We start from the raw sequence: 26,632 nt of genomic DNA on the forward strand, positions 1-26,632 counted from the left end.
GGAGACATATGGCACTCGGGCGATCTCTATCCTGTGCGCTGGCCTGTCTGATCGCCTTGCCCGGCGCGGGCGAGGCGCAGCCCGCGAGCGCAACGCCGGCCGCCGCCACCGTGTCTGCGACCGGCCAAAGCCAGGAGATCTTTCCGACCCCCCGCCATGTCGAAGCCGCCAAAGGGCACCTCGACCTGACCGCGGGCATCCGGATCGTCGCGCCGCCCGGCGACGCGGCCGCGAGCAGGATCGCGGGCATATTCGGCCAATGGACCGCCGGCCGCTTCGAACCCGCCGGCGGCGCCGGCGCGGCTCTGCATCTTCAGCGCGCCGACGGGATGGCGCCCGAAACCTATCGGCTCGACATTGGCCCCGCGGGCGCGCGGGTGACCGCGAGCGACGACCGCGGGCTATTCTATGGTCTCGTCAGCTTCTGGCAGCTGGCGACCGCATCGGAGGGCCGCTCGATCGCCGCGCAGCGCATCGACGACGGCCCCGCGCTCGGATGGCGCGGCGCGATGCTCGACAGCGCGCGCCATTTTCAATCGCCGCGCTATGTCCGGTCTTTCATCGACTGGATGGCGGCGCACAAGCTCAATCGCCTGCACTGGCATCTGGTCGACGATCAGGGCTGGCGCATCGAGATCAAGGCGTTCCCGAAGCTGACCGGCATCGGCGCGGCGCGCCGCCCCGCGACCGCACCGGGCGCGCCGCCGCTCCCCGAATATCGCGGCTTCTACACCCAGGCCGAACTCCGCGACATCGTCTCCTATGCCGCCGACCGCGGCATCGAGATCGTGCCCGAAATCGACGTCCCCGGCCACGCATTGAGCGCGATCCGCGCCTACCCCGAATGGGGCATGGGCGTGCCGGTCCCGCCGGGCACCGAGGCCGACTGGGGCGTCTTCCCGTGGCTCTACAACAGCGACGCGGCGACGCTCGCGGCGCTCGAGACGATCCTCGCCGAAGTCATCGACATCTTTCCCGGCCGCACGATCCACATCGGCGGCGACGAGGCGGTGAAGGACCAGTGGCGCGCTTCGTCCGCGACGCAGGCGCGCATCGCGGCGCTCGGGCTGAAGGACGAGAATGCGCTGCAGGGCCGGATGATGAGCCGGCTCGCGCGCTTCCTCGAAGCGCATGGCCGCACCGCGATCGGCTGGGACGAAATATTGGAGGGCGACGTCCCGCAATCGGTGGCGGTCATGTCGTGGCGCGGCATCGACGGCGCGATCGAGGCCGCGCGAAAGGGGCATGATGCGGTGCTCAGCCCGTCGCCCGACCTCTATCTCGACCATATTCAGGCACAGCACCCCGGCGATCCGCCGGGGCGCGGCGGCATCATCTCGCTTGCGTCGGTGCTCGCCTTCGAACCCCGGCCCGCCGAACTGTCGCCCACCGAGCGCACGCATATATTGGGCGTGCAGGCGAATATCTGGACCGAGCATATCCGGACCGAGGAGCGCACCTCCTTCATGGCCTTCCCGCGCCTGTCGGCACTCGCCGAAGTCGCGTGGACGGGACATGGGAGCAAGGATTATCCGGCGTTCCTGCGCCGGCTGATGCCACAGCTCGATCGTTTGCGCCCCTTGGGGTTGGAGCCCTCGTCCAGCGCATGGACACCCGCCATCGCCGTCGAGCCTGCCGGTGCGCGCGCGCGCGTCGCGCTGTCGGTGCAGGGCGGCCTGCCCGTGCAATATTCGGTCGATGGCGGCCCTCCCCTCCCCTACAATGCTCCCTTCACGGTCGATGTGCCGGCCGAGGTCGCGGCATGGGCACTGCTCGACGGCCGCAAGCTCGGCGTCGGCACGACGCGCCGCCTGACCGCCGGTGGGTTGCAACGGCGCGACAGCCGCGCGCTCGAAACCTGTCAGCACAAGGTCGATCTGGTGCTCGAGGATGATTTTCCCGCGGCGGGTCCGCGTGCCGCCTTCCTGATCGACATCCTCGAACCATGCTGGATCTATCGCGGGGCAATGTTCGACAAGGTGACGGACATCGAACTCGGAGTCGGACAGCTCCCCTTCAACTTTCAGGTCGGCAAGGACCGCGATGCGATCCACTTTCGCACGCCGAAAACCCCCGCGGGCGAGTTCGAAGTGCGGTTGGACGACTGCGACGGCCCGGTGATCGCGACCTTGCCGCTCGCCCCGGCCGTGAGCAATCCGGGGGTGACGAGGCTGACCGCGCCGGTCGCGCCGACGACGGGGCGCCACGACCTTTGCCTGACCTATACGGCGACCGGGCCCGACCCGCTGTGGGCGATCGAGACGGTCGACTTGCTGCAACGGGAGCCGAGGTGACGACCCGAATTCATGCGCCGATCGCCGGAATCGTCTGCGCGCTCGAACAGGTCCCCGACCCCGTATTCGCGCAGAAGATCGTCGGCGACGGCCTCGCAATCGAGCCCTTGGCAGACCGTTTGCTCGCCCCTTTCGACGGCGAGATCGTCGCGGTGGCGCCCACGGGTCATTCGGTCACGCTGCGGTCGGACGGCGGCATCGAACTGCTGATCCACATCGGGATCGACACAGTGGCACTGGGCGGCAAGGGCTTCGTGCCGATGGTTGCGGCGGGCGACCGGGTTGCGGCGGGCGACGCGCTGATCGGCCTCGATCTCGACCATATCGCGCTGGCCGCACCCAGCCTCGCCACCCCGATCGTCGTCACCACCGCCGGCGCCGCGATAGGGTTCAGGGCCGGGCCCGGGCCGATCGCCGCGGGCGAATTGCTGCTCGAAATAGAAGCTCCCGCGGCCGCCGATGCCGCGGCGCCGGGGGGCGTGCAGGCGACCGCGCATGTGCGCGCGATCTTGCCGGGCGGCCACGGTATCCATGCACGGCCCGCGGCGCGGATTTCGGCGCTCGCGCGCGCATTCGGCGGCGAGGTCCGGGTCGCCTGCCGCGATCGCAGCGCCGACGCCAAAAGCGTCACCTCGCTGCTGGCGCTCGGCGCAATCGCGGGCGACGAACTCGATATTCGCGTCGTCGGCCCCGAGCCGCGCGCTTTTGCCGTGCAGCTCGCCGAGATCATCGCGCATAGCGGTGCCGACGACGGCGATGCCGTCACCCCTGCCCGTCCCGACGAGGACGCGGCCGACACGCCGCTCCGGCCCGGCGAATTTCGCGCCGTGCGCGCGTCGCCCGGCCTCGCCGTGGGACCAGTCTTTCGTATCGAGGGCGCAGATGCGCCGATTGCGGTCGAAACCGGTGAACCGCGCGAAGAGCTGGCGCGCCTGACGGCCGCGAGGGAACGGTTGGTGCTGCGGCTCGCCGCGCGCGCGTCCGATCCGGATGCCGGACCCGCCGCTGCCATTGCACAGGCACATATTGCGCTGGTCGAGGATGTCGCGCTGGGTGAGCGCGCCGCCGCGCTGATTGCGGGCGGCGCCTCGGCGGCCTTCGCCTGGCGGCAGGCGTCGCGGCAAGAAGAGGAGGCCTTGTGCAGCACCGGGGTCGCGCGCCTCGCCGAACGCGCGATCGACCTGCGCGATATCGAGCGGCAGTTGCTCGCCGAACTCGCGGGGACCGTCCCCGATGCCGTCGAGGTGCCCGCGGGCGCGATCATCGTCGCAGCGGACCTCGCTCCGTCTTTCCTGCTCGAGCCCGCGCGTGCAAACATCGGCGGAATCCTGCTCGGCGCGGGCGGCGCGACCTCGCATCTCGCCATTCTGGCGGCGGCAAGGGGCGTGCCGATGCTCGTCGCGGCGGGGGCCGGCGCTGCGGCGCTGGCACAAGGCGCGACCATCGTCCTCGACGCCGACCGCGCGCGGGTCGAGACCGCGCCCGATGCCGCGCGGATCGCCGGCGTTCGCACCGATCTCGCCGCGCGCCGTGCGCGGGCCGCCGATGCGCTCGCCGCGGCCGCGCAGGATTGCGTGATGGCCGATGGACGGCGGATCGAGATCTTCGCCAACCTCGCTTCGGCCGACGATGCCCGCCACGCCGTCGCGATGGGCGCCGAGGGATGCGGGCTGCTGCGCACCGAGTTTCTCTTCGCCGAATGCGACACGCCGCCCGGCGAGGATTGGCAGGCCGGCGTCTATGCCGACATCGCCACGGCGCTGGGCGGCAGGCCGCTGATCGTCCGCACGCTCGACGCGGGCGCCGACAAGCCGCTGCGCTGCCTGCCCTTTGCGCCCGAAGAGAATCCCGCGCTGGGGATGCGCGGCATCCGGTTCTCGATGCAGCGGCCGGACGTCCTCGCAACGCAATTGCGCGCAATTTTGCGCGGCGTTCCGGCGACGCAACTGCGGATCATGCTGCCAATGGTCGTCGAGCCTGGCGAGCTTCGCGCCGCCCGCGCGCTGCTCGACGACGCCCGCCGCGACCTTGGCATCGCCGCGCCGGTCGAGCTCGGCGCGATGATCGAAACCCCCGCCGCGGCGATATTGGCCGACGCGATCGCCGTCGAGGCCGACTTCCTGTCGATCGGCAGCAACGACCTTGCGCAATATGCGCTCGCGATGGACCGCGGCAACGCAGGGCTGGCCGCGCGCATCGACGCGCTTCACCCCGCGGTGCTGCGCCTGATCGCCGCCGCAGCGGAGGGCGCACGCAAGCACGGCCGCTGGTTCGGCATCTGCGGAGGGATCGCGTCCGACCCCGACGCCGCGCCGCTGCTGATCGGGCTCGGCTGCCGCGAATTGTCAAGCGTCGCGAACCCGATCCCTGCGATCAAGGCGCGCGTCCGCACGCTCGATCTCGCGGCGTGCGAGCATCTCGCGCGCCGCGCCTGCGCGCTGGGCAGCGCCGAAGCGGTGCGGGCGCTGCTCGGAAAGGAAAAGCCATGAGCGTCAGAACCGTCGTCCAGAACCGCCTGCAACCGATCGGCCGCGCGCTGATGCTGCCGATCGCGGTCCTGCCCGTGGCGGCGCTGCTGCTTCGCTTCGGGCAGCCCGATCTGCTCGGCCTTGCCTTCGTCGCCAGCGCGGGGTCGGCGATCTTCGCCAATCTCGGCCTGCTCTTCGCGATCGGGGTCGGGGTCGGGCTGTCGAAGGAAAATCACGGATCGGCAGGGCTCGCCGGCGCGGTCGCCTATCTCGTACTGACCGAAGGCGCGCGCGCGTTGATGGCGGTGCCGCCCGGCGCGGTGCCGGCGGCGATCGCCGACCCCGCGATCCGCGATACGCTGACCGCGGCGTGGAAGAGCAAGGAACTCGCCAAGCTCAGCGTCCCGGCGGGAATTATCGCGGGCCTCGGCGCGGGTTATCTCTATAATCGTTTTCACGCGATCCGTCTGCCCGAATATCTCGCCTTTTTCGGCGGCCGGCGCTTCGTGCCGATCGCCGCGGGCCTGTTCGGCCTGCTCGCGGCGCCGTTCTTCGGGCTCGGCTTTCCCTTGATGGAAAGCGCGATCGACCATCTCAGCCAGTGGGTGATCGGCGCCGGTTCGGTCGGCCTGTTCCTCTATGGCGTGCTCAACCGGCTGTTGATCGTCACCGGGCTGCACCACATCCTCAACAATCTCGCCTGGTTCGTGCTCGGCGATTTTCACGGCGCATCGGGCGACCTCAATCGCTTCTTCGCCGGCGACCCGGCCGCGGGCGCGTTCATGAGCGGCTTTTTCCCGGTGATGATGTTCGGCCTGCCCGCAGCCTGCCTCGCCATGTATCGCGCCGCGCCGCGCGAACGGCGCCCGGCGGTGCTCGGCATGATGTCGTCGATGGCGCTCACCAGCTTCCTCACCGGCGTCACGGAACCGATCGAGTTCAGCTTCATGTTCGTCGCGCCGCTCCTCTATGCGCTGCACGCCGTGCTGACAGGGGTGTCGATGGTGGTGATGGACCTCATCGGCGCGAAGCTCGGCTTTGGTTTCTCGGCGGGGCTGTTCGACTATCTGCTGAACTTCCGCCTTTCCACACGGCCGCTGCTGCTGCTGCCCATCGGGGCGGTCTATTTCGGCATTTATTATGCGAGCTTCAGCTTCGCCATCCGCCGCTTCGGCATCATGACCCCCGGCCGCGATCCGGCGGAAGTCGCGGCAGCGGATGCAGGCGACGAAGGGCCGCCGGCCGACCGCGCCGAGGCCTTTGTCGCCGCGCTCGGCGGCCGCGCGAATCTCCTCGGCATCGAGGCATGCACCACGCGCCTGCGCCTGACGCTGGCCGACCGCGCGCTCGCCGATCCGCACCGGCTGGCGGCCTTGGGGTCAAAGGGCATGATCGCGGTCGGCGACCGGGGCGTGCAGGTCGTGGTGGGACCGGAGGCCGATCTCATCGCGAGCCAGATGCGCGCCCATTGCGACGGAGCTTCGCGCGCCGTCGCACAGCCACCGAAGATGGCGCCGTCCGAAACGCTGCCTTCGGATATCGCGGCGATATTGGGCGGAATGGCCAATATCGCCTCGGCGCGGCGCATGGATCGACGCTGGGTCGTCACCCTTCGCGATTGGCAGGATCGGTATGCGGCGCCCCTGAACGCCAACTGGTCGAACCGCTGGACTCGAACTGCCGCCGGAGCCGTTCACCTGATCCTGGACTGATCAACCTGACGCAGCTTTCGATCATTCCGCGGGCTTCGCCCTTTTTGCGCTTGGGCAATCCGCTTCGCATGTTCACTTTCGTCGCTCGGGCGCCCCCGATAGGGACCGGCGCGACGCGGCATTGGCCTGGGCGAGCAGCTTGAGGCGCCCCGCGTCACGCAGCCGGTCGACCACCAGCAGCGCGCCTTCATAGGTCAGATGCCCATAGTCGAACTGCGCCGGCGCGCCCGATCGCGTCTGCGTCACGCAGCGCCCCGCGTCGCACATCGCCTGGAGCACCGAGACGTAGCGCACATTGCCTCCCGCTGCACCGACCGCGGCCTCCATCGCGTGGTCGATCCGCTTCACACGCTCGAGTTCGCGCGCGTCGGCGACCATCCGCCCCTCGCCCCGCGTTTGAGCAAGCGCAAGCAGGCGCGGCAGCGGCATCCGGTATTCGACCGGCGGACCGACGACATAGACGCGCCCGGTGCGCCGCTTCAGATAGCGAACCGTGCGCACGAGCGCCCCACCTCCTCCTCGCGCCAGCGTCCCGCGAGAATGATGGCCGCGAAATCCCGCCGGCGCACCAGTCGCTTCAGCCCCATGCGGATCAGGCCGACGCAGCGGTCGGCGCCTTCGGCGGCGAGAAGCGGGCGGCACCCCGTCGCGGTCACTTGCGCGATCTGCAGCCGGGGGAAGGTCGCGTGCAGCGCCTGATAATATTGCGCGGCATAGCTGTCGCCGATCAGCAGCACCTGCTCGCGCCCCGCCACCGGCGGCGGGACGCAGTGGCGCGCATCGAACGCATCATCCTCCTTGTCGGCCTCGGCGTTGATCAGGCAGGTGCCGGCGCGAAACCGCGTCTGGGCGTCATAGTCGAGATAGGCGATCAGCCGGCTCGACTGCCGCTCGCGCTTGTCGGCAAGCCCCCCGTTCGAAAGCAGCACCACCGCAAGCACCGCAACCAGCGCAGTCGATCCCGCGCCGAAAGTGAAGATCTGCTGCCGATAGCGCGCGATCGACAGCCGCCGAGCGGGACATTCGACGAAGCGATAGAGAAGCCACGCTGCGACCAGCGAGCCCGCGAACATCGCCGCGAGCCCGAGCGGCGGCGTCTCCGGCCCGTAATTCGCCCGCACCAGCACAACGATCGGCCAATGCACCAGATAGAGCGAATAGGAGATGCGCCCGACGAAGACCAGCGGCGGCAGGCTCAGCCAGCGCCCCGCGACGATCGGCGAGGACGCGCCGGCGTGGATCACCAGCGCCGAGCCGAGCACCAGCGGCAGCGCGACCGGCCCCGGCACCGGCGATACCTCCGACAGCAGCAGGATCGACCCGCCCACCGCCGTCAGCCCCGCAAATGCCGCGCCATCGGCGACGCGCGGCGCCAGCACCCGCGGCCGGGCCAGCGCCAGCAGCGCGCCCGCGCCGAATTCCCAGAAGCGCGTGACGCTGAAAAAGAAGGCCGCGTCCGAATCGTGCTCGACCAGCCACCCGGCATAGACGAGCGAGACCAGCACCATCCCCGCGACCGCGGGCAGCTTCCAGCGCGGCGCATAGCGATGGAGCGCGAACAGCAGGACGGGGAAGACCAGATAGAATTGCTCCTCGACCGCCAGCGACCATGTGTGGAGCAATGGCCGGATATCGCCTTCGGAAAAATAATCCGCCGCCTGATAGAAATAGAAATTCGACGTATAGGTCATCGTCGCGACCGCCGCCTTGCCGACGCGCATGACTTCGGTCGGGAACAGGAGCGGCACCGACGCCGCGAGGGTGATCAGCACGGTGACGACCAGCGCCGGATAGAGGCGCCGGATGCGCTTGGCGTAAAAGCTCGCCATCGAAAAGCGCCCTGCGGCAAGCCCCGCGTCGATCTGGCCGCCGATCAGAAAGCCCGAAATGACGAAGAAGATGTCGACTCCGGCATAGCCGCCGGTCAGCTTGACCGGATCGAGATGAAACAGCACGACGGCGAGCACTGCGATCGCGCGCAGCCCGTCGATGTCGGCGCGATAGAAGCGCGTCGGGTCCTCGCCCGCAGCCGATGGTCCCACACCGCTCATCCTCGCTGCTCGCCCGCCGTCGGCCGCGCTGTCATGGAATCGCCTCCGAAGGCCGCAGTCATGGCGCCATCATCGCAAGGCCCAGCCCCTCCCGCCATGGCGCATCGGGCTTACTCCGTCCGGGCGGAGACACGCCCTCGCGCAAGACATGCTATCCGGAATGACTTACCGGGCTTTGCGAGATTTTCTGGAATGCCCTGAAAAGGCTAATGGTGCCCGGGGGCGGGATCGAACCACCGACACTGCGATTTTCAGTCGCATGCTCTACCAACTGAGCTACCCGGGCACGGGATTTGCGAGGCCATGGGCCTGTTCGCGAGCGGCGGCTATAGGCAGCGTGCCGCGCCGTGTCCAGCGTCTTTTCGGACCAATTTCATGCCCCTCAATCCTGGGGTCAGGACCCATTAATTGCACGTTCGAGGTTTGAAGCGATTTTGCTCAGGGCGAGGAGAAAAGGCGCAGGAATATGTCGATATTTCCAGACTTTTCGACGAAGCCCTGGGCAAAATCGGTCAAATCGCGAAGCGACGCCGAAATGGCCTCGATCTCGCCTCCGCGCGGCCTTGCGGGTAGCGATGCTACCCGCTGCACCCGCCCGAACCCGATATCTTCGCCATTTCGACGCCTCGAACGCGCAATTAATGGGTCCTGACCCTAGTCGTAGCGGTCGGTCTCCATCGTGCCGTCGGGCGCCTGTTCGGCGGGAACGCGATAGTCTTCGTCGAACCAGCGATTGAGGTCCCGGTCGCGGCAACCGCGGCTGCAAAAGGGTTTATAGGCCTCGTCGCGCGGCTTGCCGCACAGTGGGCATTTGCGCGGTTTGGTGCGCGATTCACTGGGCATGGCCCGCTCCTTTGACTTGCGCGTCGGCGACGATCTCGACGCGGCGGCCGACGCGCGCCTGCAAGGCATCGACCCAGTCGCGGCGCGCGGCGATATGATCGGCAACGGCCGGACGCGCGACGAGTTGCAGCGTTCCCGTGCCGACCGCGCGCCCGGCGTGCCGCAACAGCTCGGCCGCGTCGGTCGCCACCGCATCGAATCGCACCTGCTCGATCAGCGAGGGGCGGCTGCGGCGCCGGACGATCTGCATGAAGCCGAAGCCGTTCGTCGCGGTACGCTCGAAAGGTTGCGGCAGCAATGCATCGACGAGCGCGTCGACCGCCTGCCGCTCGGCGCGCCCCGCGAGCGAAGGAAAGTCGATACCGATCGCGCCGCCGACATCGCAGCAGCGCACGACCTCGATCGCCGCCGCGGCGCCGGCCTTTGCGAGATCGAGCGGATCGCCCTCGCCGTCGATGTCGATCAGCAGCATCGCCGGGGTCGGGTCGATCCACAGCGCGCCGCCGGCGAAGGGCCAATGCCCTTCACGAATCCGCTCGATCAGGTCGGACCAGCCTGCCGCTTCCAGCCGATCGGGTCCGTTCGGCGACAGCTCGACGACCGGCGCATCCGTCGCCGCGATCCGTGCCCGCAGATCGGGGCCGTCGGTGAGCGCCGCGCCCTCGCCCGCGAGGCGCGCGCGCGCCGGCTTGGCGCGGCCACGCTCGCGCAGCGCCATGCGGGTGATTTCGACGATGAGGCGGCTGCCGAGCGACAGGCCGCGCGTCCCGGACAGCGTCGCGATCGGCTCCCCGGGCGCATCGAGCGCGACCTTGCCCGGCTCGACCAGCCGCGCAGCCAGCACCGCACCGACGCGCGGGCCGTCGCTTGCGCGTTCGATCCGCGCCTCGATGATCCGACCATCCTCGACCAGCGCCGCGCGCGTTTCGCCGATGCCGGCATCATATATCCATTCAGCCAAGCGGCACCCCGACGCTGGTCAGCAGCGCACGCGTTTCGAACAGCGGCAGGCCGACGACGTTCGAATGGCTGCCGGACAGGAAACGCACGAACATTTCGGCGCGCCCCTGGATGGCATAGCCGCCCGCCTTGCCCATCCCCTCGCCGCTTTGGACATACCAGCCGATCTCGGTCTCGGTCAGCCGCTTGAAGGCGACGACAGTGTCCGCCACGCGGACGCGCGGCTTGCCGTCAGGGCCCACAACGCAGACCCCCGACCAGACATGGTGCCGGCGCCCCGACAGCAGCGCGAGCATCCGGCGCAGATCGGCCTCGTCGGCGGGTTTTTCGAGGATGCGGCGTCCGACCGCGACCGTCGTGTCGCCCGCGAGCACGACCTCGTCCGCGGCACGCTCGACCGCGAGCGCCTTGCTTGTCGCAAGACGCGCGACATAGGCGCGGGGAAGCTCATCCTTGTGCGGCGTTTCGTCGATGTCCGGGGCCGCGATGCGGGCGGGCTCGATTCCGATCCGCGCCAGCAACTCGCGCCGGCGCGGTGACGTCGAGGCAAGAACGAGCGCGGGCATGGTCGCCGCGCCGCTCACTTGAAGCGATAGGTGATCCGACCCTTGGTCAGGTCATAGGGGGTGAGTTCGACGAGCACCTCGTCGCCCACCAGAACGCGGATGCGGTTCTTGCGCATCTTGCCGGCCGTGTGGCCCAGAATCTCGTGGTCGTTTTCCAGTCGCACGCGGAACATCGCGTTGGGCAACAGCTCGACCACCTGGCCGCGCATTTCGAGAAGTTCTTCTTTCGCCATCAATCCTCTATGGGCTCGAAAAATCTGGATGCGCGCCCATAGCGGCAAATGCGCCCAATTGGAAGCGATCTGTCGCGCTTCAGTTGACCAGACGCAGCCTGCGCGCGATCCGCCAGCCGACGGTCTTGATCCGCGCATGGCCGGGCCAGCGCGGCGGCATGGCCGGGTCCATCCCCATCCGGCGCAGCAGCGCATTGGCGGCATGCGCCTCGGACTCGCGATAGCTCCATTCGCTGCGCCAGGTGATCGACAGCGAAATCGACGGCGCATCGCCATTGGCAACGAAATGCGGCGCCATTACCGGGACGAGCACCGCGTCGCCGGGGGCGAGCGGCACGCGCTGCTGGTGCCCCTCAAAGGCCTGTTGCCACGGCAGGTTGCGGTGGCCGCCGCTGTGATAGCGCTCATGCTCGATCCGGTGCGCGAAACGTTCGTCACCCGCGGGCCAGACGTTCATCACCTTGCTGCCCCTCAGCTGCAGCAGGATATTGTGCTCGGGGTCGAAATGATAGGGCGTGATCGAGCCGGGCGAGGAGACGAAGATGAAGCCCTGCGGCGTCAGCATCGCGCCGGTGCGCGGCTCGACGACCGGTTTCAGTTCGCCCAGCAACCGCATCAGCAGGTCGCGATAGGCGGGCTCGCTCTCGATATTCTTGAGCACCGCCCAGCTGCGATTGCTGTCGATCGTGCGGATCGTCTCGCCGATCGACAGGCCGTTCGAGGGAACATCTTCGGGCCGGATGCCGACCGGCAGATCGCCCGGATTATATTCGACCTGACTGGCAGGCAGGCCTTCGCCGAGCGCCGCGAGCGCGTCGAGCGACAGCAGCGGATGGTCGGGCAGGCCGTGGCGCAACGCCCCCGCCTGCGACGGGTAGAGCGCCGCCACCCGCTCGAGCGTCTCGGCGGGAAAGACGGGGGCAGTGATCGGCTGATGCATCGTCATGACGGGTCCTGTTCCTGCCCCACCTTAGCCGCGGGACGCTTCCAGCGCCGCCACAATTTTTCGGCCCGCGCCAGCGCGTGAAAGCGCCAGCGATCGCCTGCCGCCGACAACGGCACATTGACCCAGACGAGCCGGCGGCGCTCGCGCCAGATGCTGTCGATCATCGGATGGCCGGGCGCGGCGCAGCTGTCGACCCAGTCGATACGATCGTCGCCCAGCAGGTCGAGATTGGCCTGCTGGAGCAGGACGCCGGGCGAGAAGCGCGCATACTCCTCGTCGAACGCGGTCTTGAAGGAAAAGCCGCCGGGCGGGCAGAGGAAGTTGATCAGCATCGCGAGCGGCCGCTCGCCCAGATAGAGCGCGCGCATGTCGAGCTTGCCGGCCTCGGCAGCGCCCGCCGATATGGCGCGGAACCAGGCTTCGGTGTCGCCATGGCTGGCGAGCGCCGACCCCGCGCGTCCCTTCCACCCGCGTGCTTCGAGCGCCAGGAACGCGTCGAGCCACGGATCGAGCGCCTCGCCCGCCTGCCGGCGGCGGATGACGATCGCCCCCTCTTCGGCCAGCCGGTTCGCCTGCCGCCGGAGTTCCTTGCGCTTCTTGGCGCGCACCGCCGCGTCCCAATAGGCGTCGGGTGAGAGATCGCTTTCGAGCAGCGCGCGTTCTTCGCGATGAACCACTTCGGCGTCGCCGCCGCGCATATGCGCGACCTCGATCAGCGCGCGATGGAGCGGACCGTCTTCGGTCAGCCGCGGGATATGGACGAGCGTCTTCGCCCAGGTCGCGGCGTCGCACCAGCCGAGGAGGATCGACCAGAACAGGCTTTCGAACCCCGCGCGCACGAGCGGCGCACCATGGAAATGATTGGGATGCGCCCAGCCGGCGACATGCCGCAGCGGCAGGCGGCCATAATGGAGCGCGGGGGCGAGCGGCATCACGCCGATCACCGCCCCACCCTCGCCGTCGCGCACCATCACGAGCCGCGCCTGCCGCTCGGGATCGAGCAGGTGCAACGCCGATTGCAGGCACCAGCGCTCGGCAAAGGGATTGGGCTCGCTCGCATCCGCGGCCAGCGCGTCCCATGCAGCGGCAAGCTCGTCCGAGAGCGACAGGGGATCGACGACACGCACCGCCAGCGGCGCGGCAGGCCCGGCGGCCGGGAAAGCAGGATGGACCGTCATCGGATGCAGCCTAGCCGCGAAGCGTTAAAAGGTGGTGGCGATTTTGATGGGACCTTCCCCTTGTGGGGGCTGACGGTAGGTCGCTGCCATTTTTAAAGCCCCTCCTCTTCAGAGGAGGGGTTTGGGGTGGTGGACGCCGGTGCAGGAGCACCACCCCGCTGCGACTAACGCGCAACGCGCGTAAGTCTCGCTGCCCCTCCTCTGAAGAGGAGGGGGTGGGACAAGGCTTCAAATCCCGAACAATTTCGCGAGCGATTTTTCGAGCATGAAGAATTGCCAGATCAGCCGGCCATGGTCGCGCCGCCCCGACTGGTGCGCGGCGACGATCCGTTCGATCTCGGCCATGTCGAACCAGCCCGCGCGCGCGAGCGTCGATGAGGTCGAAAGCGCGCGCGCCTGAGCGGTCAGGGCCCCACGGAACCACTGCGACACGGGCGTCACGAACCCCATCTTGGGCCGATAGAGAATATCGCGCGGCAGATAGGGCTCCATCGCCCGCTTGAGGATCGCCTTGCCGGTGCCGCCCTTGACCCGCATCGCGGCGGGAAGCGCCGCGGCGAATTCGACCAGGCGATAGTCGAGCAGCGGCTCGCGTGCCTCGAGGCTGACGCCCATGCTCATGCGGTCGGTCTTGGTAAGGATGTCGCCCGGCAGCCAGATTTTGAGGTCGGCATATTGCGCGCGGTCGAGCCGTTCGCGTGCCGGCGCTTCGGCCATCGCGCGCCAATAGCGTTCCTCGGCGACATGATCGCCGAGCGCCGCCTTCGCCGCGCCGTTGAACAGCCGCGCGCGCTGTACCGGGCCGGTGACGCCGACCGCTTCGGCATAACCCTCCGCCCCGCTCTTCGAGAGGCTCGCGAGCGTCGCGCGGGCGCGGAGCGGGCGCGGCGCCCAGTCCATCTGCGGCCAGACGCGCGCGAGCGGGCCGAGCAGGCCGCGCCGCAGCACCGGCGGGATCATCGCGCGCAGCCGCTCTTCCTGATGCTGGAAGACGAGCCGGCGATAGCCCGCAAACGCCTCGTCGGCACCGTCGCCCGACAGCGCGACGGTCACCGTCTCGCGCGCGAGTTCGCACACGCGGTAGGTCGGGAGCGCGCTCGCGTCGGCGAAGGGTTCGTCGAACAGATCGGCGATGCGGTCGATCAGCGCGAAATCGGCGGCGGCGACGGTGCGCGTGCGGTGGTCGGTCGCGAAACGCTCGGCGATCGCCTGCGCATAACCGGTTTCGTCGAGCGCCGCCTGATCGAAGCCGATCGTGCAGGTCTTGACCGCCTTGCTGCTCGCCTCGGCCATCAGCGCGACGACCGCGCTCGAATCGACCCCGCCCGAAAGGAAGGCGCCCAGCGGCACGTCGGCGACCATGCGGTCGGTCACCGCGGCGCGCATCAGATGGACGAGATGCTCGGCCGCCTCGCCCTCGCTCGCGCGGATGCGGTTCGAGAAATCGGGCGCCCACCAGCCGGTCGGGGCGGGCACCCCCTTGCCGCGTTCGAGCAGCAGAAAATGTCCCGCGGGCAGCTTTTGCACGCCCGCGACGATGCAATTGTCGTCGGGGACATAGCCGAGCGCCAGAAAATCCTCGACCGCCGACAGATTCGCCTCTTGCCGCAACAACGGGTGGCGGAGCAGCCCCTTGAGTTCGGACGCAAAGGCGAGCGAGCCGTCGGACAGCCGCGCATAGTGGAGCGGCTTCACGCCCAGCCGGTCGCGCGCGAGGAACAGGCAGCCGCGCCTATGGTCGTGGATCGCAAAGGCGAACATGCCATTGAGCCGCGGCAGGCACTCAGGCCCCCATTGCCGCCACGCCGCGATGATCACCTCGGTATCGCCGCTGGTACGGAAGCGGTGGCCGCGATCCTGCAATTCGGCGCGCAGCTCGCGATAATTATAGATTTCGCCGTTGAAGCTGATGGTGACGGCCTCGTCGTCGCTCGCCATCGGCTGCGGGCTGCCCTCCACGTCGATGATCGACAGGCGGAGATGGCCGAAGCCGACGCCGGGCGCGGTCCAGGTGCCCGATCCGTCGGGACCGCGATGCGCCATCGGATGCAGCATCGCGCGCAGCCGCGCCGGATCGACAGGCTTGGCCGTTTCGAGGTGAAAGATGCCCGCGATGCCGCACATATCAGAGCGACGATCCAGGCTTGATCCGCATCCCCGAGCGAAGACGAGGGGCCGGGCCGAGCGAAGTCGAGGCTGCGACGGCGCGGCTTCTCGCTTCGCTCGAAGAAACCCCTCGTCTTCGCTCGGGGAAACGGAAATTTGATGCACCAATCATAGATGATCGAAGGCCTAGCGCAGTTTCAGCGCGCGGTCAGCCATCGCCTGCGCACCGCCCGATGCAGCGACGAAATCGGCGATGGCGGCGCGGCCGCCCTGCCCCGCTTCGCTCGACACGATCAGCGAGAGTGCGCGCGGATCGCCGCCGATCAGGCGCGCCCTGAGTTCGGCGAGCTTTGCCGCGCGCGGATCGCCCGTCGCCCGGCCACCCACGACATACCAGGTCGCCGCATCGCGCAGCAGCGGCCCCCGATGGAGCAGCCGCTCGGTCTTGCCGCCGTCGACGCTCGGCAGCGCCGCGCTCCACATCCATCGACCGTCGGGATCGGCAGCGCCCTGCCCGAAGCCGACGACCTCGCGCCCCTCGTCCTGGCGTTCATAGCCGCCGATCGCGACCGTGACGCGGCGCCCCTTCGCATCGACGAAATGGCGGATCAGCCGCTGGTCGGCGCCGTCGAAGCGCGGGTGCCACGGCGTCCCCTCGCTGGGCGCCTCGCTCCAGCCCGGCGGCACCGCGAGCGGCATGGTCGCCGGCAGCGGTGCCGAACGCCCGCCGACGAGCACCGCCCAGCCGGCGAAGAGGAGCGGGATCGCCAACGCCGCCGGCACGATCGCAGACCCTCGGCCAGCGTGGCGCGGCAAGGCTTTCAGACCGCCAATGTCCACCGCCGGATCGTTCGCCGGCCGGTCGAACCAGCGCCGCGCGACCAGCATCACGAGCAGGATGACGAGCCCGAAGAAAATCCAGCCATAAAAGATATGGTCGATCCCGCCGGCGCGCTCGATGCCCCAGATTTCGGCCGCAACCATCGTGCCATAGGCGCGCAGCGCATTGGCGAGGATCGTCGTCGCGAGCGCCGCGATGACGAAGACGATCCGCCGCGGCCAGCTTTTGAAGCATAGATGCGCGGCGAACACCGAATAGGCGAGCATCGCGATCAGGAAATTGATCCCCGAACATTCCTCGGCGACTTCGAAAAAGCCGGCGCGCGTGGTGATGAAGACGCCCTCGATCGCCGCTTCGAGACCCGACAAATGGAGCAGCGCGACGCTGATCCGCGCGGTGAAGGTCTGGAGCAGCGGCACCAGTTCCTCGCCGAAGGGCACGAGCAGCAGCGCATAGGCGAGCGGGAAGAGCAGCGCGCGAACGAGCTGTCCGCCGAGCGCCGCGCCGACGACGCCCTGCAGCATCAGCACCAGCGCCAGTTGCCGGAACAGCGCCACCCCCGCCGCTTCGCCGACGAGCCACACCGCCCCCGCGCCGGCGAGCCAGAACAGCGCGGGCCACCACCAGACGGGCGTCAGCGCGCGGACGAGCGGCACGCGCAGCGACACGAGCCAGCCGATCATCGGCACCATGAGCAGGCAATGGGTGAAGGTCGAACTGTGCCACCAGATGCCCGCCATATCGGCGGCGTCGCGGTGGAACAGCGCGAGGATCGCCGCCGCCAGCACCGCGAGCGCGGCCAGATGCCGCTGCCAGGTCGTCCCATGCCGCGGGCGCGCCGGGTCGAAGACCGCCGCCATCAGTCCGCCAGTCCCAAAAGCTGCCCGAGCGGGGCGAGCCGCGCGTCCCAGCCGTAGCGCGCGATCATCCGCGCCCGCGCCGCCGCGCCCATTGTCGCCGCCGCGGCGGGATCGTCGAACAGGCGGCAGACGGCCCGCGCCATCGCCTCGGCACCCTCGGCGACAAGCAGATGCTCGCCATCGCTTGCGTCGATACCCGTCGCCGCGGCCGAACTCGCGACCACCGGCCGCGCCATCGCCATGGCCTCGAGCAGCTTGTTCTGCACCCCGCGTGCGAGCAGCAGCGGCGCCACCACCGCGTCGGCGGCCGCCAGCCACGGGCGGACGTCGGGCACCTCGCCGGTCACGACCACCCCCGGCAATTCGCCGAGCACGCGCACCTCTTCGGCCGGAGCGCGCCCGACGATCGCAAAGCGTGCGGCCGGGTGCCGCTTGCGGATCAGCGGCAGGATGTCGGCGGCGAACCAATGCACCGCGTCGATGTTCGGGCGATAGTCCATCTGGCCGGTGAAGACCGCGAGCGGCCCATCGCCCTCCCCGACCGGCGCGAAGGTCGCATCGGGGTCGAAGCGATCGGTGTCGATGCCGTTCTCGACCGCGAAAATGATGTCGCCGCCGAGCCCGCTTCGCTTGCGGAACAGCGCCGCCTCGGCCTCGCTGACGAACAGGCTCGCGTCGACCTCGCGCGCCACCTTCGCTTCATGGGCCGCCAGTTTCACCGCCTCGCGCGCGTGGACCCAGTGCATCGGCTGGCTTTTGTCCTGCTCGGCATAGGTCGCAAATTTCGCCGAATCGACATCGACGAAATCCATGATCACCGGGCCGTCGAACCGCGACGGCAGATATTGCGCCATCTGGCCCGAAAAGGCGACGATATGCGTGATTGTCCCGAGCGCGAGCAGCGCGCCGACCTGCTCGGCAAGCGCGGCGCTGCGGAAAAGCCGGTTCGAGATGGGCTCGCCATGCAGAACCGCTCCGGCGAGCGCGACGGGTCGCGAGACATCGCGAACTTCGATGCACAGGCTCTTGCAAAGCGGCGCCATTTTCTCCCGCGCTGCCCTCGCGTCGGCGGCATTATCGGCGAGCGCGGCGACATGCACGGGCGCGAGCTTCGCCAGCGCCTCGAACATATGCCAGCTGCGAATGCGGTCGCCGCGGTCAGGCGGCCATGGCGCGCGATGCACCAGAAACAGGATCTCGGCCATCAAAACGCATCCGTCATTGCGAGCGCAGCGAAGCAATCCAGAGCGGCCTTGCCTAGCTCTGGATTGCCGCGCGGCTTCGCCGCTCGCAATGACGAAAGTTGATGGTGCACCACAGGATCTTAACCCAGCCCGCGCGCGATCAGCGGCCCGATGCGGTTCGCGGCCCACAGCGGCAGCCTTTTCCACAGGTCGACCTGCAATCTGTATTTGGTGCTGTTCGGGTTGGTATCGCGCGGGCGTTCGCCCGGCGCGAGCCACCGCGCATAGACGAGCGGCTGCGGCTCGAAACCCCAATTCTTCTTGTAGGACCAGGGGCCGCTCCCGACCTTCGACCGGCCGAAGTCGAAGCGGCTGCACCCCTTCGCGCGGGCATGGTTCATCAGCGCATAATACATCAGCTCGTTGGCGCGCAGGCCGCGCGCGGCAAAGGTGCCGCCGCCCCAATAGGGCATGACGGTGCCGCGCCAATAGAGGCTGAGCACGCTCGCGACCGGCGTTTCCGCATGGCGCACGGTCAATATGTCGGCGTCTTCGCCGAAGACATCGAGCACGGCATCGAACAGCGTCTTCGGAAAGACCGGCGTGCCAAGGTTGCGTACGCTTTCGGCATAGACGCGGTAATGATCGCGCCGCTCCTTCGCGTCCGTCCCCACCGTCACGGTCAGGTTGCTCGCCAGCGCCTTGCGCACCTCGGCGCGCTGCTTGCGCGGAATGGCGAGCAATTCGGCTTCGTCATCGTCGGCAAGGTCGCGCGCGAAGCCGGCATAGACGCCGTCTTCGCGCTGCCAGCCGGGGCCGCCGGGAAGCACGCCGCCGCGCAGTTCGACCGAAGGCGCGCGCAAGGTTCCGGCAAGCGTAACCGCCGCGCCTGCAAGCGTCTCCGCCGCCGTGTCACTATTCGCGAGCAACCCGCCATCGACCGCAAAGCCACTCGCGACCAACGCCTGGCCGAACAGCGGCGAGCGGATATGATGGAGCGGCAGCAGCCCGACGATCGCCCCGCTGGCATCGCGCGCCGCGAGCGGGTGGCAGCCGTGTCCGGTCGCGCGCGCGATCGCCTCGCACCACGCGCGGCTGTGAAAGGGCGTTGCGGAGGGATGCACGGCAACATAGCCGTCCCACGCAGCGGGGTCGCCAAGCGGCGCGACCGCGACCTTCGCGGCCGCCGGATGCACCGGGGCGTTCACGCCGCCGCGCGCCACGGCCGGGCGCGCTCCTGCTGCGCCGGAACCAGCGCGTCGGCGCGGGTCCAGTCGAATTCGTCGAGCAATTTCTTCAGCTTGCCGGCCATCGCGGCGAGACCGCTGTAGTGGCGGATCTTCGATTTGAGCGGCGCATCGGCGACGCGCGGCTGGCCGGGGTCGATCTCCCACGGATGGAAATAGAGGATCGCCGGATGCCCTTCCTCATTCATGCGCGCGATGGCCCAGCGCGTGAAACGATAGGGCAGCAGCCGCATGAACCCGCCGCCGCCCGCCGCAAGCGTGCGCCCGGCGACGTGTGCGGTCGCCACCGGCCATTCGACGAGGTCGCTGTCGGACAGCGGGCGCCACGCGGTGCGCGGGCTTTGCGGCCAGCCATAATGGTCGTGGACAACGGGCGCCACGCTCGACGAATAGGCATAGCCCTGTTCGGCAAGGATCGGGTGTGCCCATGGCGTGCGCGCGTCGATCGAAAAGCTCGGCGCGCGATAGCCGCGCACCGGCACGCCGCCCAGATCCTCGAGAATCGCGCGCGATTTTTCGAGGTCGGCGGCAAATTCTTCGGCGGTGAGCGTGAAGACGCGCTTGTGGTCGTAGCCGTGACTCGCAAGCTCGTGCCCCGCCGCGACAATGCGCTTGATCAGTGCCGGGAAGCGCTCTGCGACCCAGCCGAGCGTGAAGAAGGTGCCCGTGACGCCGGCATCGGCGAAAATCTGGAGTACGGCATCGCAATTGGCCTCGACCCGGCTTTCGAGCGCCGGCCAGTCGGCGCGGTCGATCGTCCGCTCAAAGGCGCCGACCTGGAACCAGTCCTCGACATCGACCGACAGGCCGTTCCGCATCGCCGCTCACCTCCGCGCGCCTTTCCATAGCCGAAAAGGGGTCAGGCCGCCCACACCTTTGATTTCGTGGGGTTCGGCGCATTTTCCGGGTCGCGTTCGACCCATTCGATGAGCAGGTCGAGCACGCGGCGCAGCGCCGCATCCTGCTCGACGAGCCGCGCTTCGAGGTCGGCGATCTGCGCCTTCAGCTCGGCGACCTCCTCGGCAGCGACCGGCGGCTCGGAATGGCCTGCCTCTTCGGCCGCCGGCGCTTCGGCGACGGCGGGCGCGCCCGCCCGGCGCTCATCGCCCGCCCCGCCCAGCCTCGCCCGGCTCAGGTCGAGCGGCTTTTCAGGCGCCTCGGGCGCCGCGAAAGGCGGACGGCTGCCGGCGCGGACTTCGGGCTCGGCGACCGGCCATTCGAGAGCGGTTTCGGCCTGAACGGGGGCTTCAAATGCGCGCGCCACCTCTTCGACCGGCGCCGCCAGCGCGGATTGATCGAGCCCGCGGTCGGCCTCGATCTCGCCGATCACCTCGCGGACATGCTGCGCGGTGATGCGGCTCAACTGCTCGACCGCGCCAAAGAGCAGCAGCCGGCTCACCAGCACGTTCAGCTTGCGCGGCACGCCTTCGCTATAGTCGAAGATTTCCTCGAACGCGTCGGGGCTGAAGCTGGGGTTGCCCGTCCAGCCGACCTTGCCGAGCCGGTGGAGGATATAGGGCTCGACCTCCTCGGGCTCCATCGGGTCGAGGTGGTGCGTCGCGATCACGCGCTGGCGCAGCTGTTCGAGCGTCGGCGTATGAAAGAGCGTCTGGCGGAATTCGGGCTGGCCGAGCAGGAAGATCTGGAGCAGCGAATGGCCGCCGAGCTGGAAATTCGACAGCATGCGCAGCTCTTCGAGCGCCGAAATGGCAAGATTCTGTCCTTCGTCGACGATCAGCAGCGTCCGGCGCCCGGCGCGCGCCTGTTCGCGCAGATATTGCTCCATCGACCGCAAAAGCTCGGCCTTGCTCTGCCCTTCCCATTCGATCCCGAACTGTTCGGCGACGAGCCGCAACAGGTCGTCGCCCTCGACCTGCGTCGAAACCAGCTTCACCGCGGTCAGGCGGTTGGGGTCGATCGTGTTCATCAGATGGCCGACGAGCGTCGTCTTGCCGGCGCCGATGTCGCCGGTGATGACGATGAACCCCTCGCCCTGCGCCAGCCCGTAGCCGAGATAGGACATCGCCTTGCGGTGCGTCCCGCTCTCGAAATAGAAGCTGGGGTCGGGGGTCAGCTGAAAGGGGCGTCCGGTGAAGCCGTAGAACTGATCGTACATCGGAATATCCTCTTGTCTGGATCAGAAATTATAGCGCAGGCCGAGCAGCGCCGAGCCGATGAGCTGGCTGTTGAACCCGTCCTGGTCGAAAGCGTTGATCGAGGCCGCCGCGGTGCCAGTCAGGCCGCGCCACAACCGCCGCGAATAGGAGCTCGAAAGGCCCGCCGACTGCGCGTCGGACGCGCCGGGCGCACCATTGTCGAAATAGTTGACGAAGCCGGTCACGCTGACGCTCGAATCGGCATCGAGCTGGCGGCCAGCGGTCAGGAAGAGATAATAGCTCTCGTCGACGACGCCGTTCAGATCGGCGAGCACCGACGTCTCCGGAACGAGCAGGCGGCGGCGGTCGTAGCCGATACCGACGCCATAGTTCCAGCGGCCGTAGCGCGACGAGAGCAGCGCCTGCACGCCGCTGCTGCGATACTGCGCCGCGGTCGCGCTCGCGAGTTGCGGCGAGAGGCAGCCGCCGCCCTGCTGCCCGAAGACGCACGGGCTGATGCTGCCGTCGACCGGGTTGCGCGTCGGGTCGAACTGCGTCGGCAGCGCCGAAAGCCCGCTCGACAGCCCGCGGCCGAAGCTCGACAGCCCGTCGTAGACGCCGATCTGGAGCATTGTCGCATGATCGGGGCGATAGGCGAAGCTGCCGGTGTAGATGGTATCGCCATAGCGGCGTCCGACGCGCGCGGTCAGCGACGTGCGCCGGCTCGGCCGCCACATGACGCCGGCGTCCCAGATCAACCCCTCGGTATCGAAGGCGAGCTGGCGCGGCTGCGATTTGTCGGTGACATAGCGCCCGTCCGAATCGATCACCGGCCGCCCGTCGGCGTCGAGCACGGGGTCGCGCTGGCTGATCTCGATATCCTCATAACCGACGCCGCCGAGCAGCGCGACGGTCGGGCTGATCGGCACGGTCACGTCGGCGCGGACATATTTGCCGTCGTAGCGCTGGTCGAGCTGGCTTGCATCCTCGCGCTCCCAGCCGCCCGAAAGCTGCCAGCCGAACGGCAGGTCGCCCGGCCGCGCGCCGACGCTCGCCCAGGCGGCATGGTTGGTCGAGCTGTCGAAAATGCCCTCGGGGATGCCGGCCGTCGCCGCGCCCGGCGTGTCGATGTCGGTCTTGGTATAGCCGAAGCGATAGCCGGCGCCGACGTCGAGCCCCGCGATGCGGCGCGCGAAGGTCGGGCCGGCGTAAAAGGAATAGACGTCGGCGATGTTCGTCGCATCGGCGAGGAAGATGTCGGCGCTGCCATAGCCGTCGGCGCGCGTGCGCGTCGCGAGCGCGCCGGCCTCGAGATTGAAGCCGCGCGCCGCCTCGAGCCGCGCGCGAAGCAGGCCGCTGATGAGGTCCGAATCGCCGAGACCGCCCGATTCGCCGATGCGATGCTCGTAGCGCAGCGACGCGGCCACCTCGGCGCGGCGCGTCACCACCGCCGCGTCGACCCCCGCGGCGAGCGTCGTATAGGTCAGGACATCGCCACCATTCTTGAGGTCGGCGTTCAACACCTGTCCGATTTCGAGATAGGGGGTGACGTCCACCGTCCGCTGGCGCTGCGCCTGGCCCGCATCCGCCTCGCCGCCGCCATAAGGGGTTGCGGGGCCTGTCGCCGGCGCATCCCTGTCGCCCGCGCCCTCGTCGCCCGACCATTGCGCCTGCGCGCCGCTCGCCGCCCCGGCGAGCAGGAGCGCGGCAAGCATCGCGCTGCGGCGTGCAAGGCGGAAGCGCGCACTCATTCGGCGGGGCTTCCCTGTCCGTAATAGGTGCCGAAGCGGCGGCCGCCGGGGGAGAATTTCACGCCGTTGAGCAGCAGCTGGATATGCGGGCACGCCCCCATCAGTCCGACCGCATCGCGCAGCGAGGATTCGAGCGTTTCGTCGGCGCGCACGACGATGACAAGCTGGCCGACATGCCCCGCGAGCACCGCTGCCGGCGACGCCGCGAGCACCGGCGGCGAATCGAAAATGAGAATTCGGCCCGGCGCGCCCTGCTCGAGCGCGGCGAGCAGTGTTTCGGTGCGCGCCGATGCGAGCAATTCGGTATCGTGCATGTGCTGCGCGCCCGCGGGCATCACCTTCAGCCCGGCTATGTCGGTCTGGATCATGCAATCGCCGAGCGGCAGGTGCGGGTCGGCGAGCGCGTCCATCAGCCCCGGCCCTTCGTCGAGCCCCAGCACCGAAAGCACGCTCGGCTTGGCAATGTCGGCGTCGATCAGCAACACGTCGTGATCGGCCTCGACCGCAAGGCTGAGCGCGAGATTGACCGCGGTGAAGGTCTTGCCCTCGCCGGGGTTCGCCGACGCGATCAGCACGCGATGCCCGCGCGGGACGACCGGGCGGTTGGCGGCGCCCGAAAAGTTCCGGATCAGCTCGCGTTTCACGATGCGATATTCTTCGGCGATTCCCGTCACCGGCGCCCCCGGCACGACCATGCCGTGCGCTGCGAGCCGGTCGCGGTCGATCTTGCCCTGGCGCGCCGGGACGATCGCGGGGGCGGCCCTTGCCACCTCCTTGCGCGGCGACGGCGCGGGCGCCAGCTCGACTTCGGACGCGGCGGGCTCGGCGGGTTCGATCTTCCCGGGCACGGGCGCCTGTTCGGCCGCCTCGATCTTGCTCTTGCCCTTCTTCTTCTCGGGCTCGGGCGGCAGCTCGGCGGGGTCGATCGTCGGCCCGCTCGACGCATCTATGCCGAACATGTCGGCGGCGCGTTCGAGGAGCGACGGCTTGCGCTTGAAGGGGCGGTGTTCGTTCATGTCCTTGTCCCCCGTCACGCAACCAGGCCGCGTTGCACGAATTCGGCGACGAGCAGCAGCGCATAAAGCGCGACGAGTGCGCCCGCGCCGCTCGCCAGCCAGACGAGGCGCTTCTTGCGTTCGACCTGACGCTCGGGCGTCACGACCTCGGTGATCGAGCCGATCACCGGCAGCCCGCTTGCCCGCTCGAGCCGGGCGGCGGTCGGATAGCTGGTCCGTATCTGCGCGAGGCCGAAGGCCGCGCCGATCCCCCCCGCGATCCCTGCGAGCAGCACCGCAGTCAGGAACAGCGGCCGGTTCGGCGCCGAGGGCGTCGTCGGCTTCGATGGCGGGTCGAGCAGCTCGACCTTGATCGCGTCGGTTTCGGTCTGCACCTGCCCGCGCAGCCGCACCTGTTCGCGCTGCGCGAGCAGCTTGTCATATTGCGCCTTCAGCGCGGTATATTCGCCGTTGATCCGGTCATATTCGGCCGCCACGCCGGGGTTCTGAATCTGCTGCGACGTGATCCTGGCGATGTCGCCGGTCAGTTGCGCCTTGCGCGCACCGAGCGCGCTGACCGTCGCCTGCCGCTCGGCCCGCATCGCCGCGAGCGAGGCATAGGCCGGGTTCTGCGCATTGCCGCCGCCCCCGCCATTGCCATCGCGCTCGGCCTGCGCCTTCAGCGCCGCGATCTGGCTCTTGACCGCGATGACGTCGGGGTGCGCATCGGTCAGCCCCTTGGCGCGCATCTGCGCGAGCTCGTTCTGCGCCCCCGCCAGCTGTTGCCGCGCGACCCCCGCGCCAGTCGCCGGCGCGCCGGGGACGTTGATCGTCGCCGGGGTCTGCGCAAGCTGGCCGTTCGCTGCGGCGAGCGCCGCCTGTGCGGCGACGAGCTGGCTGTCGATCTGGTTGATCTCGGCGCGCATCGCATCGACGCGCTGCGCCGGCGATCCGGCGCCGCCGCCGACGAGGCCGATGTTCGACGCCTCGAACGCCGCGCGCCGCGCCTCGACCTCGCGCAGCGCCTTTTCGCGGTCGGCGATCTGCGCGTCGAGGAATTTCAGCCCCTCGCGCGCGTCGATCCGGCCCCCGCGCAGCTGGTCGTCGCGAAACACGGTTATCAGGCTGTCGAGCACGCCCGAGGCGAGCTTCGCATTGTCGGCGTCGGACAGGCTGCCGACCCCGATGCTCGAGGTGATTTCGAAGATATTGTCCTGCTGCGGCACCACCTTGATATTCTGTTGCAGCATCGCGACCGCGCCTGCCTTTTCGCGCTCGCCCGCTGCCGCCGGCAGCAGGCCGGTGGTCACCGCGACCTTTTCCATGTTGCGCGCGCTGGTCAGCGTCGCGCGGATCTGGTCGACCTGCTGCTGCGCGCCGAGCCCGCCGGGGGTGTCGTCCGGCAATATCTGGTTGACGTCGACGAGCAGGCGCGCGCGCGAATCATAGCGGTTGGGGATCGACGCGATCGCCAGCCAGCCGAGGATGCAGATGCCCCAGGCGACCGCAAGCACGAGCCACCGGCGCGTCCAGACGCTGTGCAGCGCCACCCGGAATTCGTCGTAGAGGCTGTTCATCGGCGGGGGTCGTTCCTTGGAAGATGGCTCGGTCGCGTCGGTTCGTCAGAACATGCTTTCGGGGATGATGATGACATCGCCCGGCTGCAGGCGGACATTCGCCTTGATGTCGCCGCGCTTGATCAGGTCGTTGAGGCGCAGCGCATATTCGTGCTGCTTGCCCGTCCCCTTGTCGAAGCGCACCAGCCGCGCCTTGTTGCCCGCGGCATATTCGCCGAGCCCGCCGACCGCGATCATCGCGTCGAGCACGGTCATGTTCGCCCGATAGGGGATCGACGCGGGCTTTTCGGTCGCGCCGACGACGCGCACCTGCTGCGAAAAAGTGCTATTGAAGCTGGTGACGATGACGCTGACGATCGGGTCCTTGATATATTGGCTGAGGGCGAGCTTGAGATCCTGTTGCAGCATCGTCGGCGTCTTGCCGACCGCAGGCAGGTCGGTGATCAGCGGCGTCGTGATGCGCCCGTCGGGGCGCACCTGAACCTTGCCGCCGAGTTCGGGGTTGCGCCACACGAAGATCTGCAGCTCGTCGAGCGGGCCGATGATATATTCCTCGCCCGGCCCTTCCTGGTTCGCGACGAAATTGGCGCTCGGCAGCTGCGGCGCATCGGCCACATTGCTGCAACCGGCAAGCAGGGTCGCCGCAATGCCGGACACGAGCGCGGCGCGGGCGGCGCGGAGCGCGGGAGAGGACGTCATAATCAATTACCTTTCGACCGGCCGG

Annotated in this window: 19 protein-coding genes, 1 tRNA gene and 1 pseudogene; 3 read left to right on the forward strand and 18 right to left on the reverse strand. The window is 68.8% G+C overall.

Annotated features, from left to right (window positions below; all coding sequences use genetic code 11):
- Positions 1 to 8: 8 nt before the first annotated feature.
- From CHB69_RS04930 to nagE, 3 genes are read left to right on the forward strand one after another with little or no spacing between them, the layout of a single operon-like run.
- Positions 9 to 2,294: a family 20 glycosylhydrolase gene (locus CHB69_RS04930; protein WP_089214891.1), complete on the forward strand. Its 2,286-nt coding sequence runs from the start codon at positions 9 to 11 to the stop codon at positions 2,292 to 2,294.
- The gene (gene ptsP, locus CHB69_RS04935; RefSeq protein WP_141133914.1) at positions 2,291 to 4,783 is read left to right on the forward strand and encodes a phosphoenolpyruvate--protein phosphotransferase; all 2,493 of its coding nucleotides are present in this window, start codon (positions 2,291 to 2,293) and stop codon (positions 4,781 to 4,783) included. The genes CHB69_RS04930 and ptsP overlap by 4 nt, the downstream gene beginning before the upstream one ends.
- Positions 4,780 to 6,474: an N-acetylglucosamine-specific PTS transporter subunit IIBC gene (gene nagE, locus CHB69_RS04940; RefSeq protein WP_089214893.1), complete on the forward strand. Its 1,695-nt coding sequence runs from the start codon at positions 4,780 to 4,782 to the stop codon at positions 6,472 to 6,474. Before ptsP ends, nagE begins: the two co-directional genes overlap by 4 nt.
- A gap of 72 nt (positions 6,475 to 6,546) precedes the next feature.
- On the opposite strand, the pseudogene CHB69_RS04950 reads toward nagE, so the two are convergent.
- The 18 genes and pseudogenes from CHB69_RS04950 to CHB69_RS05040 form a co-directional block, all read right to left on the reverse strand.
- Positions 6,547 to 8,525, reverse strand: a pseudogene (locus CHB69_RS04950) (acyltransferase family protein).
- A gap of 210 nt (positions 8,526 to 8,735) precedes the next feature.
- Positions 8,736 to 8,811: transfer RNA gene (locus tag CHB69_RS04955), tRNA-Phe, on the reverse strand.
- Positions 8,812 to 9,179: 368 nt separating this feature from the next.
- Positions 9,180 to 9,368, reverse strand: coding sequence for a DNA gyrase inhibitor YacG (locus CHB69_RS04965; RefSeq protein ID WP_089214896.1), 189 nt, complete (start codon positions 9,366 to 9,368; stop codon positions 9,180 to 9,182).
- A complete protein-coding gene (locus tag CHB69_RS04970; protein WP_089214897.1) occupies positions 9,358 to 10,329 on the reverse strand; it encodes a ribonuclease E/G family protein in 972 nt (323 codons plus the stop codon). The genes CHB69_RS04965 and CHB69_RS04970 overlap by 11 nt, the downstream gene beginning before the upstream one ends.
- Positions 10,322 to 10,894, reverse strand: a complete 573-nt coding sequence (locus tag CHB69_RS04975; protein ID WP_089215078.1) for a Maf family protein — start codon at positions 10,892 to 10,894, stop codon at positions 10,322 to 10,324. Before CHB69_RS04975 ends, CHB69_RS04970 begins: the two co-directional genes overlap by 8 nt.
- A gap of 14 nt (positions 10,895 to 10,908) precedes the next feature.
- Positions 10,909 to 11,127 carry a translation initiation factor IF-1 gene (gene infA, locus CHB69_RS04980; protein ID WP_003049127.1) on the reverse strand — a complete coding sequence of 73 codons (219 nt, stop codon included), beginning with the start codon at positions 11,125 to 11,127 and terminating at the stop codon, positions 10,909 to 10,911.
- 79 nt (positions 11,128 to 11,206) lie between these two features.
- On the reverse strand, positions 11,207 to 12,073 hold the full coding sequence (locus CHB69_RS04985) for a cupin-like domain-containing protein (RefSeq protein ID WP_089214898.1): 867 nt from the start codon (positions 12,071 to 12,073) through the stop codon (positions 11,207 to 11,209).
- Positions 12,070 to 13,251, reverse strand: coding sequence for a GNAT family N-acetyltransferase (locus CHB69_RS04990; protein ID WP_089214899.1), 1,182 nt, complete (start codon positions 13,249 to 13,251; stop codon positions 12,070 to 12,072). Before CHB69_RS04990 ends, CHB69_RS04985 begins: the two co-directional genes overlap by 4 nt.
- A gap of 228 nt (positions 13,252 to 13,479) precedes the next feature.
- Positions 13,480 to 15,375 carry an XrtA/PEP-CTERM system amidotransferase gene (locus CHB69_RS04995; RefSeq protein ID WP_089214900.1) on the reverse strand — a complete coding sequence of 632 codons (1,896 nt, stop codon included), beginning with the start codon at positions 15,373 to 15,375 and terminating at the stop codon, positions 13,480 to 13,482.
- A 168-nt stretch (positions 15,376 to 15,543) separates the two neighbouring features.
- Positions 15,544 to 17,058 carry an exosortase A gene (gene xrtA / locus CHB69_RS05000; protein WP_089214901.1) on the reverse strand — a complete coding sequence of 505 codons (1,515 nt, stop codon included), beginning with the start codon at positions 17,056 to 17,058 and terminating at the stop codon, positions 15,544 to 15,546.
- Positions 17,058 to 18,263, reverse strand: coding sequence for a TIGR03087 family PEP-CTERM/XrtA system glycosyltransferase (locus CHB69_RS05005; RefSeq protein WP_089214902.1), 1,206 nt, complete (start codon positions 18,261 to 18,263; stop codon positions 17,058 to 17,060). Before CHB69_RS05005 ends, xrtA begins: the two co-directional genes overlap by 1 nt.
- A 119-nt stretch (positions 18,264 to 18,382) precedes the next feature.
- A complete protein-coding gene (locus CHB69_RS05010; RefSeq protein ID WP_245836537.1) occupies positions 18,383 to 19,465 on the reverse strand; it encodes a FemAB family XrtA/PEP-CTERM system-associated protein in 1,083 nt (360 codons plus the stop codon).
- Positions 19,447 to 20,307 (reverse strand): XrtA system polysaccharide deacetylase, encoded by an 861-nt coding sequence (locus CHB69_RS05015; protein ID WP_089214903.1) that lies wholly within the window; start codon positions 20,305 to 20,307, stop codon positions 19,447 to 19,449. The genes CHB69_RS05010 and CHB69_RS05015 overlap by 19 nt, the downstream gene beginning before the upstream one ends.
- A gap of 41 nt (positions 20,308 to 20,348) precedes the next feature.
- On the reverse strand, positions 20,349 to 21,605 hold the full coding sequence (locus CHB69_RS05020; RefSeq protein ID WP_089214904.1) for an XrtA/PEP-CTERM system-associated ATPase: 1,257 nt from the start codon (positions 21,603 to 21,605) through the stop codon (positions 20,349 to 20,351).
- Between the two features lie 21 nt (positions 21,606 to 21,626).
- A complete protein-coding gene (locus tag CHB69_RS05025; RefSeq protein ID WP_089214905.1) occupies positions 21,627 to 23,336 on the reverse strand; it encodes a hypothetical protein in 1,710 nt (569 codons plus the stop codon).
- Positions 23,333 to 24,352, reverse strand: a complete 1,020-nt coding sequence (locus CHB69_RS05030; protein WP_089214906.1) for a P-loop NTPase — start codon at positions 24,350 to 24,352, stop codon at positions 23,333 to 23,335. The genes CHB69_RS05025 and CHB69_RS05030 overlap by 4 nt, the downstream gene beginning before the upstream one ends.
- 14 nt (positions 24,353 to 24,366) lie before the next feature.
- Positions 24,367 to 25,908 carry an XrtA system polysaccharide chain length determinant gene (locus CHB69_RS05035; RefSeq protein ID WP_089214907.1) on the reverse strand — a complete coding sequence of 514 codons (1,542 nt, stop codon included), beginning with the start codon at positions 25,906 to 25,908 and terminating at the stop codon, positions 24,367 to 24,369.
- A gap of 45 nt (positions 25,909 to 25,953) precedes the next feature.
- Positions 25,954 to 26,607, reverse strand: a complete 654-nt coding sequence (locus CHB69_RS05040) for an XrtA/PEP-CTERM system exopolysaccharide export protein (RefSeq protein ID WP_245836538.1) — start codon at positions 26,605 to 26,607, stop codon at positions 25,954 to 25,956.
- Positions 26,608 to 26,632 lie beyond the last annotated feature (25 nt).

Source organism: Sphingopyxis indica (genome assembly GCF_900188185.1).
Classification (GTDB): domain Bacteria; phylum Pseudomonadota; class Alphaproteobacteria; order Sphingomonadales; family Sphingomonadaceae; genus Sphingopyxis; species Sphingopyxis indica.